This is a genomic window from Thermotomaculum hydrothermale (genome assembly GCF_016592575.1).
Taxonomy (GTDB): Bacteria; Acidobacteriota; Holophagae; order Thermotomaculales; family Thermotomaculaceae; genus Thermotomaculum; species Thermotomaculum hydrothermale.
Genome location: NZ_AP017470.1, coordinates 97,166 through 111,078 on the forward strand (window position 1 = coordinate 97,166; position 13,913 = coordinate 111,078).

Below are 13,913 nucleotides of genomic sequence, written 5' to 3' on the forward strand. Positions count from 1 at the left end.
CATTATGTCTAAATTTATTGAAATTAAAAGATTTTCAAAAAAAGACGAGGCTGAAATTGTAAAAGGGTTTCTGGAAAGTAACGATATTGAAGCTTTTGTAGAGGATAAAGGAACTCAGATGATTCCAGAGACATTTGGAGACCTTGCAGTGTACAGGCTTCTTGTAAAGGAAGAGGATTTTGATAAAGCGAAAAAATTGCTTGAGGATTTTGAGAAAGAAGATTGATGAGGTTTGTATTTAAAAAAATTCTTTTTGTTTTAATATTTTTAATTTCAGTTTTCCCCTCTTTCTCAAAAACCATTAAAGTTGGGATTTTCTTAAGGCAAAAAAGGGTTTTTGTTTCTTCAAAATCTACCATTCTTGTTTACAAGGGGGAAAGAAGAATTGCATATATACCACCCAATGCTAAATACTTTTTCTGGGTTAAGCATGGAAGAACTGTAAAAAATAATAATGGTGGCTGGTATATTCAAGTTGGTGTCTTTAAAAGAGATAAATCAATACAAAACTGCTCCAGATTGCTTGCGAAAGTGACAGATTTAGAGCCTGTAATAGAAAGAACAAGCAAAGGGCTTTATGTGGTAAAGTTAGGCCCATTTGATAGTTTAAGTGAAGCAAGTGCTTTAAAGGATTCTCTCAAAATGAATGGCTTTCCGGATGTTTTTATTCTTTCAACCACTTCTAAAAAATCAAGAACTAAAATTTACCTTATAGATAATGAATACAATAAAAAATTTATCTCACATTCAAAAGTTGTTTTAAAGTCAAAAAGCCTTATAAAAGTTAATGGGAAAAGGTACAGGGGAATTATTGAGATAGTTTCTTACAATGGCAAAATGAATGTAATTAATGTAATTGATATTGAGGATTATTTAAAGGGAGTTGTACCAGCCGAGATGAGCCCCAAACTTTACCCTGATATTGAGGCTCTAAAGGCTCAGGCTGTTGCGGCAAGAACCTATGTTTACTATAACCTTGGGCAGTTCAAAGAGATGGGCTTTGATATATGTGCAACCCAGAGCTGTCAGGTATATAAAGGCTACGATGTTGAAAATGATTTATCAAGCGAAGCGGTTGATGAGACGGCTGGAGAAATAATTGTTTACAATAACAAACCTATAAATGCAATGTTTACCGCTTACTGTGGAGGGCACACTGAGGATTTTGAAAATGTTTTCGGAGGCAACCCTGTTCCCTATTTAAAAGGGGTTAAATGTGAAGGGGAAGGAAGTTTCCCACATAAAACAATTTCGGCAAAAAAGGTTCTGGAGCCTGTTTCAACTCCCTACATATCAAGGCCTTACTTTGCTATTGCAGTATTAATGTCGAAAGGATTGCTAAACGAAAATGAACTTAATGGGTTAAACGATTATTCTGGTAAAGGGTTTGCGCAAGCATACCTTAACAGGATTTTGAGGTATGTGGGGATAGATGTTAAAGAAATTCCCTTAAAATCAGGGAAATTATCGGATATAGGAGAATATCTTTCCATTCAGATTTTTAATACCGAGTCAATGAAGCCTCTTTTTGAAAGTGAGCTTATAACACAGGATTTGCCAGATATAGATGCCAAAAAGATAGACATTATAGGTATTGCCTATTCTCTCTTGAAAAACTTTGAAAACATAGACTACTATGACCTTGATTTTTTGATAGTTGATAAGGATTTCTTAATGGGGCTTGAAGACCCTGAATTTTTATTTATAAACCAGGGAAGGACTGAGCTTTCAGTTCCTATTGCTACAATAAGGGTGGGGGACAGGTTGAGGATTATCTACGATGAGAAAAACATTCCCCTTGCAATAACTATTGTAACCCCTGAGTCCCAGTTGGGATTGACAGATTCATTCCTGAGTGGCTATGTATGGTATAAGTTTCTAACCCTTGAACAATTACAGGAAAGGGCAGGGAAATTCGGTTTTAAAAAGGATATAACCGATATTGAGATTGTAAAAAAGACAGATACTGGTAGAGTCGTAAAGATAAGAGTAAAAAGCGGGAATTATTCAAGAATTTACAGCGGGCTTAAGGTTAGGTGGTTTTTCGGTGTAAAGGAAAACAAGTTTCAACTTTATAAGCGTTTTGATGATAAAGGCAAACTAAAGGGAGTGTATATTGTCGGAAATGCCTGGGGGCACGGTGTTGGAATGTGCCAGATAGGTGCATTTGGCCTTGCTCTAAAAGGCTGGGATTATAAAAAGATTTTGAAACATTACTATACAGGAGTTGAAATAAAAGAGGTTGAGTGAAATGAAAAACATACTGCTTGTAAACGATGACGGCCCATTCTCAGAAGGGGTTGAAAAACTTAAAGAGAGGTTTGAAAATAATGGATTTTCAGTCTTTGTTTTTGTCCCCCATCAGGAAATGTCAGCCTGTTCTCACTCTCTAACCTTAACAAAACCCCTTCATGTTAAGGAGATTAAGAAAAATTACTTTATAGTTGACGGCACCCCATCAGACTGCACCTATCTTGCCCTGTTTCACTTTTTAAAAGAAATAAAGATTGATTATGTTGTTTCTGGTGTAAACAGAGGCTATAACATGGGAGAGGATGTCTTTTACTCTGGTACCGTTGCAGGGGCTATGGAAGGCTTTTTTCATGGAATAAACGGAATTGCGGTTTCTGCAAAGGATTTTTCAAATATAGATAAAATTGTTACTCACTTTGTTGATTTTTTTAAAAAACTAATTGATGATAAACTTCCTTCTCCCTTTTTGTTAAACATAAACTATCCTGAAGGTGATATAAAGGGGATTAAATTTACCTCTCTTTCTTCAAGACTTTACCCAGGCAATGTTGAAGAATGTGTTGACCCAAGGGGAGTAACAAGTTACTGGATAGGGGGGGTGCCTGCCGTCTGGAATGGGGAAGAAAATTCAGACATAAATGCAGTAAAACAGGGCTATGTTTCAATTACTCCATTGAAAGCAGATATTACAGATGATTCCCTCCTTGAGAAATTGAGATAAATTTTTTAGGACTAAGATTTTTTTAATTTTTAGATTTAATGTTTTTTGTTTATTCGTTTTCCTTTTAATAAAAATTCTGTCAAAAATGTAACCTGAATTTACTATTTTTTATAAATTTCTATATATAGAGGTTGTAATGGCAGTGTAACATTAATTGTGTCAGGGAGAAAAAAAACTCCTTTCGGGAAGGAGAGGTTAAAATAACCTCAGAAGAAAAATTCCCGAAAGGAGGTACCACCAATGAGTGATTTAATTTTCACTCAATTTAAAGAATTTTTCAAGAAAATGTTGCAGGAAATGTTGTTGGAAGAGAGGGAAAGATACTTAAAAGAAGCAAGAGGCCAAACAAGGGCAAACGGTTATTATAAGCGAACGCCTAAAAGCTTTTTAGGAGAGATTGAATTGCAAATTCCAAGAACAAGAGACAGTCAGTTTAAGGTTAAATGGCTTCCCCAGAGAAAAAGGGTAATGTTTTTTCTTGAAGATATTGTAGAGGCAATGTTTATAGCAGGAGTATCCACAAGAAAGACAGCAGGGGTAATTAAAAATCTCATAGGAACTAACATATCAGCTCAATATGTAAGCAGAATAAGTGAAATATCTGAAGAAGTAATTGAAAAATGGAAAAACAGAAGATTAACAAAAACATACCCCGTGCTATATATAGACGCAACATACATTTCATTAAAAAGAGACAGTGTGGCAAAAGAGGCAGTATATGCAGTATTGGGCTTATCTGAAGACGGTAAAAGAGAAATTTTAGGATACTTTCTTCCTGGAGGAAACGAAAAAGCATCCCTCTGGCAGGAAATATTCAGGGATTTAAAAGAAAGAGGCTTAAAAGGAGTAAAACTGATTATAAGTGATGATTTAACAGGTTTATCTGAAGCGATAAAAGAAGAATTTCCTGAGACTATGCACCAACTTTGTTGGTTTCACCTGAAAAGAAACATAAAAAACAGAGTAAGAAAACATCATTTTGAGAAAATAAAAGAAGAATTAGACGAGATAATGAAATGCGAAAGCAGGGAAGAAGGGGAAACCAAACTTCTTGCATTTATTGAAAAATGGAAAAAGATATACAGGTTTTTTAAAAAACATTGAGGCAAAAGTTGATAACTATACATTCTTTCTCCTTGCCCCTCATGAGATAAGAAGTTACTTCAGGACAACAAACTGGATGGAAAGGTGTTTTAAAGAGTTAAAAGATTACATACGAATACGAGGATTTTTCCAGAATGAACAAAGCGCAGAGAAGTTTCTTTACATTTTCTTCACAGACAAGAATGAGAAGTATCAATCAAGGAGTTTGAGGTATTCTTCTTCTTTTAATCGCTTTTTTTCTTCTCTTTCCCGGAAGGCTTCCCATGCCTGACACAATTAACTTGACATTGCCGTTGTAATATGGCACAATATTTTGTGTTGACAGGTGAGTAATGCCACAATATAATGTAATCAAATTTCAAAAACAGGAGAATAAAATGGAAAGAGAAAAAAATGATGTGTTTGTGAGTTACGAGCCTGTTAAAGAAGTAATTAACAGGCAGGGTGATAAGGTTAAATTTGACGATTTAAGGATTCTAAATGCAGTATTAAAAGCTGGAAAGGCTTCGGGGGAATTTTCTGAGGTTGAGGCAAACAGGATTACCTCAATGGTTGTGAGAATGGTTAACTATAAATTTCAGGGGCAAATTCCCACAATAGAGGATATTCAGGATTTAGTTGAAGAAGCCCTTGTAATGGCTGGCTACCTTGATACTGCAAGGAGATACATAAAGTACAGAGAAAAAAGGAGAGAGGCAAGGGAGGCAAAAAAAGCCCTTATTGAGGCTATATCTACAGTAAGCGAGTATGTTGAAAAAAGTGATTGGAGGGTAAACGCAAATGCCAATCAGGGCTACTCATTAGGCGGTTTAATACTGAACACAGCAGGAAAGGTAATTGCCAATTACTGGCTTAACAAAATCTATCCTGAAGAGGTGGGAAAGGCTCACATTGAAGGTGATTACCATATCCACGACCTTGATATGCTCTCTGGCTACTGTGCAGGCTGGTCTTTGAAACAACTGCTAATTGAGGGGTTTAACGGAGTGCCGGGCAAGGTTGAATCAAATCCACCGAAGCATTTAAGCGCTGCTTTAGGACAGATGGTCAACTTTTTAGGTACATTGCAGAATGAATGGGCTGGTGCTCAGGCTTTTTCTTCTTTTGATACCTACCTTGCTCCTTTTATAAGAAAAGATAAGCTAACATACAGAGAGGTTTATCAGGAGATTGAGGGATTTATTTACAACTTGAATGTACCATCAAGGTGGGGAAGCCAGACCCCTTTCACAAACCTTACCTTTGATTGGGTATGCCCTGAAGATTTAAGGGAGCAGCACCCTATTATTGGCGGTAAAGAGATGGATTTTACCTATGGTGAATTGCAGAAAGAGATGGATATGATTAACAAAGCCTATATGGAAGTTATGATAAATGGAGATGCAAAGGGAAGGGTTTTTACCTTTCCAATACCCACATACAACATTACAGATGACTTTGACTGGAATCACCCCAATACCGAACTGCTTTTTGAAATGACTGCAAAGTACGGTTTGCCATACTTTCAGAATTTTATAAACTCTGATTTAAAGCCTGGAATGATTAGAAGTATGTGTTGCAGGCTTCAACTGAATCTAACAGAATTGCTGAAGAGGGGAAATGGGCTTTTTGGTTCTGCCGAGCAAACAGGCTCAATTGGAGTTGTTACCATAAACATGGCAAGGTTGGGGTACTTGTACAAAAATGATTACAATGGCTTTTTAAAAAGGCTTGGTTACTTAATGGAACTGGCAAAGATTAGCCTTGAGAAAAAGAGAAAAGCAATTTCAAAACTGCTTGATGAAGGTTTATTTCCATACACTAAAAGGTATTTAGGGGGATTGAGAAACCACTTTTCAACAATAGGCCTAAATGGTATGAACGAGGCAATAAGAAATTTTACAAATGACAGGCACGATATAACAGACTCATTTGGTAAAAATTTTGCGAAGGATGTACTTGTTTTTATGAGGAACAAGCTTGTTGAATTTCAGGAAGAAACAGGGCATCTTTACAACCTTGAGGCAACCCCTGCTGAAGGAACCACTTACAGGTTTGCAAAAGAAGACAAAAAAAGGTTTCCAGATATAATTCAGGCAGGAACTGAAGATGCTCCATATTACACAAACTCAACTCAATTGCCAGTTGGATTTACTAATGACCCATTTCTTGCTTTAAAGCTTCAGGATGAGTTGCAGACTCTATACACAGGGGGAACGGTTCTTCATCTTTACCTGGGGGAGAGGGTATCTTCTTCTGAAGCCTGCAAAAGAATAGTTAAAAGAGCTCTTGAAAATTTCAGGCTGCCCTACCTTACAATTACCCCAACCTTTTCAACCTGTCCAAAGCATGGGTACATAAAGGGGGAGCATGAATACTGCCCTATTTGTGAAAAAGAAGAAAAGGAAAAGATTTTAAAAGAAATAAAAGAGATTGAAGAAAAATTAAAGAAAGTGGAGGATTAGATGACTGAAAGGGAAATGCTTGAAAAAAGGCTTGAAGAGTTAAAGAGAAGGCTTGAAACAGTAAAGGGAGAGAAATGCGAAGTGTGGACAAGGGTTATGGGTTACCACAGACCTGTGTCAGAGTTTAACAAGGGGAAAAAGAGCGAGTTTAAAGAAAGGGTTTATTTTGAGGAAGACATTGCCTTAAAAAGACTGTAAACTCAATGGAAAAACTTCATATAGGGGGAATAACCCCCTTTTCAACAATTGATTACCCTGAGAATCTCTCTGCTGTTTTCTTTTTTCAGGGCTGTGTTTTTAGATGCCCATTCTGCCATAATTCAGAGTTTCAGGAGGTAAAAAAGCCCTACTATTCATTTGAAAAATTTAAGAAGTTTGTTGAGGAAAGACAGGGCTTTCTTGATGCAATTGTTTTCAGTGGGGGAGAGCCTCTTCTTTTTGATAAAGAGTTAGTTTTTTTGGCAGAAGATTCAAAAAAATCGGGGTTTAAGGTTGGCCTACACACAACAGGTTATAGCCCTGAAAGATTGAAGAATCTTTTGGACAAAAAATTAATTGATTGGGTAGGGATTGATTTAAAATCTGTAAAAGAAAACTATCCTTTTGCCTGTGGAATAGATAGAAATTACTTTGATGAAACTGTTGAAAGCATAAATGTTTTGAAACAAAGTGGAATAGAGTTTGAAGTAAGAACAACTGTGTTCAAAGAAATTGCAAATAGTGATTCTTTGAGGGAAATTCTGAATTTATACTCTGTTCTGGGAATTGAAACACCTGTATTTCAGGTTTTTTCTGTTGACGGAAAGCCTGATAAAGAAATTGAGTTAATCCTTGAAAAATTTAAATTGGAAAACAATGAGAATTTTATAATCAGGAAATAAAAAAGCGGGGAATTTTTCCCCGCTTAAAAGTTTTTTGTTGTTCTTTCTTTTACTTTTTTTACCATCTTTTTAGCTTTATTTTTCATTTTTTTCATCATCATTTCATGCTTATGCTGCATCCTCAACTCTTTGTCAATCTTCTTAATTTCAACAAGGGTTTCTTTCAGTTTTGCATAACCATACCATGTTGTGTAATCAGGCATTAGGTGGAATGCAGCCTGATAGGTTTTCATTCTGTAATCCATAAACATTTCATAGAGCAATTCTTCAATATGGTTGTCAACCTCATAGAAGTTTAAAAGGTCTGGATACGGCCATGTTGCCTGATTTGTTTTCTTCTGCAAAATTCCGTCTCTGTAAAGGTTAGCAACAATCTCAATAGCCTCTGCAAAAACCTTGTCTGCCGCTTTTATCATCATATCGGCATTGTGAAGGTTTTGTTTAACATAGTTTTCAGAGTGGCACTGCTTACATGTTTCAACCATTTTGTTTCTCTCTTTGTCGAAATCCTCTTTTGTAAGCCTTGCAAGGTTGGCTGCTTTTACAACATCAAGCCTTGCGGTGGGTTGTCCTTTGTCGTCAAGCACCCCTAATGCCTTTAAAATAGTTACTCTATATCCCATCCACTCTTTGTCCTGTTCTGGAAGCCTTAATGCAAGAAATCCCCATGCAGTCATTACCCTGTGGTCTCCGCCAGCCATATGGCAGTCCTGACAGGTTGGCCCTCTATGAGCCTTTCTGTTTGTTAGGTACGCAGCCCCGTGTTTTGAGTGTGACCACATCTCCCACTGAGCGTGGTCAAACCCTGTGTGGCACTGGTTGCATGCCTCTGGTTCCAATGCTTCTGCCTTTGAAAATGCATGCCTTGTGTGGCAGTTCTGGCAATCCATTCCGTATTTATAATAGCTTCTGTACTCCCCTGCCAGCCCATTTTTCTTTGCTTCGTCGTTTACAATGCCTAAATTATGGCAGCCGTTGCATCCCTTTTGCCCTGCAATATAAGCTTTTGGCTGTGAATGAGCAAATCCCGGGAAAGCGGTAATTGGAAGAAGCCCCATTGCATGCTTACCGCTTAAATACTGTTTTGCCTGTTTTGGGTGGCACTTTTGACAGGTTTCAATTGTCGGTAATTTTGCCTTGTCAACATCCTTTTTGCTCATGTGTCCGTTTCCGTGGCAGTCTTCACATGTTAGTGACTCTGCCATTTTGCCTCTGTTAAAATCCTTAACAATCCCTGGGGTAACCTTTTTGTGGCACTCCTCGCACTTTGAGTTTACGGCATAAGAGTTCATGGCAAAACCCATGCACAATAATACCGCCGAAAAGAGAAATAACTTTTTCATAAAACCTCCTGTTTCCTTAATCCTCTGATTATTATTAATGTTATCATTTTTCAGTTCTTTTTCCCATATTTTTTACTTTTTTTGTTTGATTTACATCAAAAAATATAAAACTTAATTTGTTTTTTTTCCACTATTTTTTAAAAATCTGTTTGTTTTTTCGTCTGGTATAATGGTATAGGATTTTTGAATATAAGGAGTGAGTTATGAAAAAGGCTATTTTTTTAAGCCTCTTGATAATTTCTTTTACCTGTTTTTCTACTACAACCCAAAAACAAAACTTTAAAGGGTTTTCAATACTTAAAATAGGCGAATTCCACAATGTTTCGTTAAGTATTGATGGAGAAATGTCAATATCAAGAGAGATAAAAAAGATTAAATCAATTAACGATAGTTTTTCCTGGGATTTTGTCTATTACAACAATGCCCTTTATATAGCAGCAGGGGAAAAGGGAAAGGTTTATAAGTATGATTTTGCTACAAAGGAGATATCCCTTTTAACTGCATTTCCTGAGGGCACTGTTTATGCAATAGCAATTTTTAATGGAAAACTCTATGCAGGTTTATCTCCACTTGGAAAGGTTTTTAAAGTAAATCTTGATAATGGTAAGTATTCAGAATTCTTTGATGCAAAGTGCCAGTATATCTGGGATATTAAGGTGAAGAACAATTCTCTATACATTGCAACTGGATTGCCGGGGCAGTTAATAAAAATTGACTCAAACAAAATTTCAACAGTGCTCTCTAAAGACTTTGATAAACACTATGAAAGTATGGTTTTCAAAAAAAATTCAATCTATGTTGGCACATACCCTTCTGGTAGTATCGTTGAGGTAAAGAACGGAAAATCTTACCTTGTTTATCAATCCAAGTATAAAGAAGTGAAGGATATGGTTTTCTTTAACAATAAACTCTATGCTATTTGTTACAGCGGGAATCCAGTATCTCCTGTGAAAACAAAGTCAAAACCTGCAAGAAAGGTACAAAAAGTGCAGAGTTTTAAAGGGGCAATTATTTCAATAGATAATAACAATGTCCCTCAGGTGTTGTACACATTGAGGACAGCAGCACCATACTGTATGAGTGTGTTTAAGAAAGCAATTTACATTGGTACTGGCCACAGCGGTAAAATTCTTTCACTTGACAAAGAAGAGAGGTTGTCAATTATTGGCGAGGTTGATAATGGTCAGGTTATGAAAATGCTAAATTTAAACAATTCACTTTATTTTATTACCTCAAACTCAGCTGAGATTTACAAAATGCTTCCAGATTACGCCCTTGAAGGGGAGTATTTAAGCGATATATTTGTTGCAAACAACACATCAAACTGGGGCTCTTTTTACTTTGATTATTCAGCACCAACAGGTACAAGGATGGAATTTTATGTCAGGGGAGGAAACTCAGATAATCCAGACATATCCTGGGGAAACTGGATTAAAATTGATAACGGCTCAACTCCAGATATTCCGGCAACAAAAATGATTCAATTTAAAGCAAGGTTTATATCTCATGACCCAGCTTTATCACCTAAATTTAAGGGGTGTGAATTCTATTTTAGAGAGGCAAACCAGAAGCCTCTTTTAATGGCAAAAGTTCTTTCCCCTCAAGGAGTTAAGATTGCTAAAAAAGGAAAATCAAATGGAGTTATTACTCCAACTTACACATCTTTCATCTCTAATCATACCCCACCTGCTGGGATGCTTTTTATAAGGGATAAGAATTTTATTTCATTCTATGTAATTGCAAAAGACCCTAATTTAGATACTTTAACCTACTCCTTTTACCTTGTTTTTTCTTCAGGAACAAAGGTTGAATTGCAAAAGAATAAAAAGGAAAATTACATAACATTAAACACCCTTGCATACCCAGAAGGCAAATACAGGTTTTACTATACAGTTTCTGACAGGGAATCAAATTACCCTGATGGGTACACAATAGACGGTTACAGCAATTACTTTTACATAGACAATACCCCGCCGACTATTTCAGCTATTTCATTCAACGGGAAAACCCTTTCCTTCACCGTTAAAGACAACAGAAACCCTGTTGAAATTGTTGAAATTTCAAAGGATGGCGGGAAGACATGGCAGAGAGTTTACTCAATTGACGGTATAAATGACCAGAGCATTGAAAGCTTTAATATTAGTTTTGATAAAAAAGCAGATTCAGTAATAATCAGGGCTTACGATTCTGTGGGCAACACTTCAACAAAACTTGCAAAATAGGAGAGAAATATGTTTGATAGATTTATTGTTATTGTAATGGACAGCGTTGGCATCGGAGAAATGCCGGATGCTGAAAAATTCGGAGACAAAGGTGCAGACACTTTAGGGCATATAGACTCTTTAAGAGGCTTAAATGTTCCCAATATGGAAAAGTTGGGGCTTGGTTTACTTCGCGATTTTAAAACAATAAAGAAAAATCAAATCAAAGGTGCCTATTCAACAACAATGTTTGAATGCTCAAAGGGTAAAGACACCACAACGGGACACTGGGAAATGATGGGGGTAATTTTAGAAAAATCTTTTCCAACCTATCCAGACGGATTTCCAAAAGAGGTAATGGATAAATTTACACAGGAGACAGGTTACGGATACCTTGGAAACAAACCGGCATCCGGCACTGTAATAATAAACGAACTTGGCGATGAACATGTTAAAACAGGCAAGCCTATTGTTTACACATCAGCAGACTCTGTTTTCCAGATTGCAGCACACGAAGATGTTATCCCTGTTGATGAACTATACAGGATTTGCGAGATAACCAGAAATAGGGTCTGTGTTGGAGAGCATGCTGTTGCCAGGGTAATTGCAAGGCCTTTTATTAAAGAAGGTGATAAATATGTAAGAACAGAGAGGAGAAAAGATTTCTCTTTGGAGCCACCCTATCCAACCGCAATGGATTTGTTAAAGGAAAATGGCTATCAGGTTGGTGGTATAGGCAAAATAGAGGATATATTTGTTTATAGAGGGCTAACCGCTTCAATCCACTCCCACAATAACTATGAATCTTACAGGGATTTAAAAAAGATGATGAATGATTTAAAGGGAGAAAAAGGGCTTGTGTTTGCTAATTTCATAGACTTTGATATGCTTTATGGACATAGAAGAAATGTTGAAGGTTACGGAAAAGCACTTGAAGAGTTTGACAATTATCTTGAAGATATTATGGATAATTTAGGTGAGAAAGATTTATTGATGGTAACCGCAGACCACGGGAATGACCCTTCTTTCAAGGGAAGTGACCACACAAGGGAAAGGGTGCCCCTTTTAATGTTTTCTAAATTATTGAAAGAAAATGGAAGGATTGAAGATTTGCATTGTTTTTCCTCAATTGCAAAAACTGTATGCGAAAACTTTTCAATAGAAAACAAATTTAAAGGGGAAAATATCCTTGAGTATTTGAAATAGGAGGCTAAATGGACATTGTTTCAATAATCAAAAAGAAAAGGGATAAACAAGCTTTAACAAAAGAAGAAATTTACTTTTTTATAGAAGGTGTTACAAACGGCACAATTCCAGATTACCAGATATCAGCACTTTTAATGGCAATTGTTTTAAACGGAATGAACGAAGAGGAGACCTTTTATTTAACCGAAGCAATGATGAAGTCTGGAGATATTCTTGATTTGTCAGAGGTTGAGGGGTTTAAATGCGACAAGCACTCAACAGGGGGAGTTGGGGATAAAATTACAATGATAATTGCCCCCCTTGCTGCATCACTTGGAATAAAGGTTCCAATGTTTTCAGGGCCTGGTTTAGGCCACACAGGGGGAACAACAGATAAACTTGATTCAATCCCGGGGTTTAAGACATTGTTGACAGAGGACGAATTTATAGAGAGTTTAAAGAAGGTAGGAATTGCAAACTCTATCCAGTCTAAAAACATAACCCCTGCTGACAAAAAACTTTATGCTTTGAGGGATGTAACTGGAACAGTTGAATCAATCCCCCTGATTACAGCCTCAATTATGAGCAAGAAGTTGGCCTGCGGGGCAGATGGCCTTGTTTTAGATGTTAAGTTTGGCAAAGGTGCATTTATGAAAACAAAGGAAAGCGCTGAAATTTTAGCAAAAAGCCTCTTGAAAATGGCTCCTGTAAGGGGAATAAAGGCTGTTGCTTTAATTGACGATATGAATGAACCATTAGGTTACAATATAGGAAATGCCCTTGAAATAATTGAAACATTTGAGGTTTTAAAAGGGAAAAAGGTTCATGATTTGTTAGAGGTAAGTGTTGAAATTGTAAAACAGATGCTTATTTTAAGCGGGGATGGGGAGAACGCTGAAGAAAGAATCTATAAGGCTATTGAAGACGGAAGTGCATTGAAAAAGTATACAGAGTGGATAGAGTTTTCAGGTGGCAACCCTGAGGTAATAAACGATTATTCATTATTTCCTTCTTGCGAAAACAAGCTTGAGATAAAGTCTGAACAAAGAGGTTATGTTAAAGAGATAAACTCCTACAACCTTGGAATGGCAGGAGTGTATTTAAAAGCAGGAAGGTTGAAGAAAGAAGATAAAATAGATTACGGTGCTGGGATTGTTTTAAATAAAAAGGTTGGAGATTTTGTTGAAAAGGGAGAAACTCTTTTAACAATGTATTTTAACGATACAAGAATACCCTTAAATGAAATAGAAGCGCTTGTAAAGCAATCCTTTGAGTTTTCAAAAGAAGAGGTTTCAAAGACAAAGAGAATTCACAATGTAATTAGATAAGTTTGACAATCTCTTCAAGGTATTTTGCGTCAATTTGATCAAAAGAGTTTAATTTATCTGAGTCAACATCCAAAACAGCGTAAACCTCGTTTCTTTCATTAAAAAGAGGAATTACAATCTCTGATTTTGACCTTGAATCGCAGGCAATATGCCCGGGAAATTTTTCCACATCAGGGACGATTACGGTTTTCTTTGTATTCACAGCATGCCAGCAAACCCCCCTGTCTTTCTCAAGTACCTGACATGCAACCGAGCCCTGATATGGCCCGACAATTAACTCTCCATCTACAACTCTATAAAAACCACACCAGAAAAAATGTGGCTGCTTTGCCTTTAACACAGCTGCAACAGTTGCCATCTTTGCAATTTTATCCTCTGTTTTTGTTAAAAGGGATTTTAATTGCTCTAAAATTCTTAAATACCTTTGTTCTTTAAGGTTTTTTGCCATATTTA

General features: G+C 36.5%; 11 protein-coding genes and 1 pseudogene. 10 read left to right on the forward strand and 2 right to left on the reverse strand.

Annotated features, from left to right (window positions below; all coding sequences use genetic code 11):
* The first annotated feature begins 4 nt into the window (after nt 1–4).
* From TTHT_RS00465 to TTHT_RS00495, 7 genes and pseudogenes are all read left to right on the forward strand, one after another.
* Nucleotides 5–226, forward strand: a complete 222-nt coding sequence (locus TTHT_RS00465) for a putative signal transducing protein (RefSeq protein WP_201328077.1) — start codon at nt 5–7, stop codon at nt 224–226.
* Nucleotides 226–2,250, forward strand: a complete 2,025-nt coding sequence (locus TTHT_RS00470) for a SpoIID/LytB domain-containing protein (RefSeq protein WP_201328078.1) — start codon at nt 226–228, stop codon at nt 2,248–2,250. Before TTHT_RS00465 ends, TTHT_RS00470 begins: the two co-directional genes overlap by 1 nt.
* A 1-nt stretch (nt 2,251) precedes the next feature.
* Nucleotides 2,252–2,974 (forward strand): 5'/3'-nucleotidase SurE, encoded by a 723-nt coding sequence (gene surE / locus TTHT_RS00475; protein WP_201328079.1) that lies wholly within the window; start codon nt 2,252–2,254, stop codon nt 2,972–2,974.
* Nucleotides 2,975–3,214: 240 nt separating this feature from the next.
* Nucleotides 3,215–4,349, forward strand: a pseudogene (locus TTHT_RS00480) (IS256 family transposase).
* A gap of 106 nt (nt 4,350–4,455) precedes the next feature.
* Complete coding sequence (locus TTHT_RS00485; RefSeq protein WP_201328080.1) at nt 4,456–6,522, forward strand: ribonucleoside triphosphate reductase; 2,067 nt, start codon at nt 4,456–4,458, stop codon at nt 6,520–6,522.
* Between the two features lie 15 nt (nt 6,523–6,537).
* Nucleotides 6,538–6,720, forward strand: coding sequence for an anaerobic ribonucleoside-triphosphate reductase (nrdD, locus tag TTHT_RS00490; RefSeq protein ID WP_408033921.1), 183 nt, complete (start codon nt 6,538–6,540; stop codon nt 6,718–6,720).
* 5 nt (nt 6,721–6,725) lie between these two features.
* Nucleotides 6,726–7,403: an anaerobic ribonucleoside-triphosphate reductase activating protein gene (locus tag TTHT_RS00495; protein ID WP_201328082.1), complete on the forward strand. Its 678-nt coding sequence runs from the start codon at nt 6,726–6,728 to the stop codon at nt 7,401–7,403.
* Nucleotides 7,404–7,426: 23 nt separating this feature from the next.
* On the opposite strand, the gene TTHT_RS00500 is transcribed toward TTHT_RS00495, so the two are convergent.
* Entirely contained in the window at nt 7,427–8,746 is a 1,320-nt protein-coding gene (locus tag TTHT_RS00500; protein WP_201328083.1) for a multiheme c-type cytochrome, read from the reverse strand.
* A 203-nt stretch (nt 8,747–8,949) separates the two neighbouring features.
* Between TTHT_RS00500 and TTHT_RS00505 the strand changes: the two genes are divergently transcribed.
* Genes TTHT_RS00505 through TTHT_RS00515 form a run of 3 tightly spaced genes read left to right on the forward strand, consistent with a single transcriptional unit; the run spans nt 8,950 to nt 13,460 of the window.
* Nucleotides 8,950–10,968 (forward strand): NHL repeat-containing protein, encoded by a 2,019-nt coding sequence (locus TTHT_RS00505; RefSeq protein WP_201328084.1) that lies wholly within the window; start codon nt 8,950–8,952, stop codon nt 10,966–10,968.
* Nucleotides 10,969–10,977: 9 nt separating this feature from the next.
* On the forward strand, nt 10,978–12,153 hold the full coding sequence (locus TTHT_RS00510; protein WP_201328085.1) for a phosphopentomutase: 1,176 nt from the start codon (nt 10,978–10,980) through the stop codon (nt 12,151–12,153).
* Between the two features lie 8 nt (nt 12,154–12,161).
* Complete coding sequence (locus tag TTHT_RS00515; RefSeq protein ID WP_201328086.1) at nt 12,162–13,460, forward strand: thymidine phosphorylase; 1,299 nt, start codon at nt 12,162–12,164, stop codon at nt 13,458–13,460.
* Here TTHT_RS00515 and TTHT_RS00520 read toward each other — a convergent pair.
* Complete coding sequence (locus TTHT_RS00520; protein WP_201328087.1) at nt 13,453–13,908, reverse strand: GAF domain-containing protein; 456 nt, start codon at nt 13,906–13,908, stop codon at nt 13,453–13,455. The genes TTHT_RS00515 and TTHT_RS00520 overlap by 8 nt on opposite strands.
* Nucleotides 13,909–13,913 lie beyond the last annotated feature (5 nt).

Coding starts and splice junctions, on each gene's coding strand:
- nrdD (WP_408033921.1), top strand. CDS start 6,538: ATGCTTGAAAAAAGGCTTGAAGAGTTAAAGAGAAGGCTTGAAACAGTA.
- TTHT_RS00500 (WP_201328083.1), bottom strand. CDS start 8,746: ATGAAAAAGTTATTTCTCTTTTCGGCGGTATTATTGTGCATGGGTTTT.
- TTHT_RS00470 (WP_201328078.1), top strand. CDS start 226: ATGAGGTTTGTATTTAAAAAAATTCTTTTTGTTTTAATATTTTTAATT.
- TTHT_RS00510 (WP_201328085.1), top strand. CDS start 10,978: ATGTTTGATAGATTTATTGTTATTGTAATGGACAGCGTTGGCATCGGA.
- TTHT_RS00485 (WP_201328080.1), top strand. CDS start 4,456: ATGGAAAGAGAAAAAAATGATGTGTTTGTGAGTTACGAGCCTGTTAAA.
- TTHT_RS00465 (WP_201328077.1), top strand. CDS start 5: ATGTCTAAATTTATTGAAATTAAAAGATTTTCAAAAAAAGACGAGGCT.
- TTHT_RS00495 (WP_201328082.1), top strand. CDS start 6,726: ATGGAAAAACTTCATATAGGGGGAATAACCCCCTTTTCAACAATTGAT.
- surE (WP_201328079.1), top strand. CDS start 2,252: ATGAAAAACATACTGCTTGTAAACGATGACGGCCCATTCTCAGAAGGG.
- TTHT_RS00520 (WP_201328087.1), bottom strand. CDS start 13,908: ATGGCAAAAAACCTTAAAGAACAAAGGTATTTAAGAATTTTAGAGCAA.
- TTHT_RS00515 (WP_201328086.1), top strand. CDS start 12,162: ATGGACATTGTTTCAATAATCAAAAAGAAAAGGGATAAACAAGCTTTA.
- TTHT_RS00505 (WP_201328084.1), top strand. CDS start 8,950: ATGAAAAAGGCTATTTTTTTAAGCCTCTTGATAATTTCTTTTACCTGT.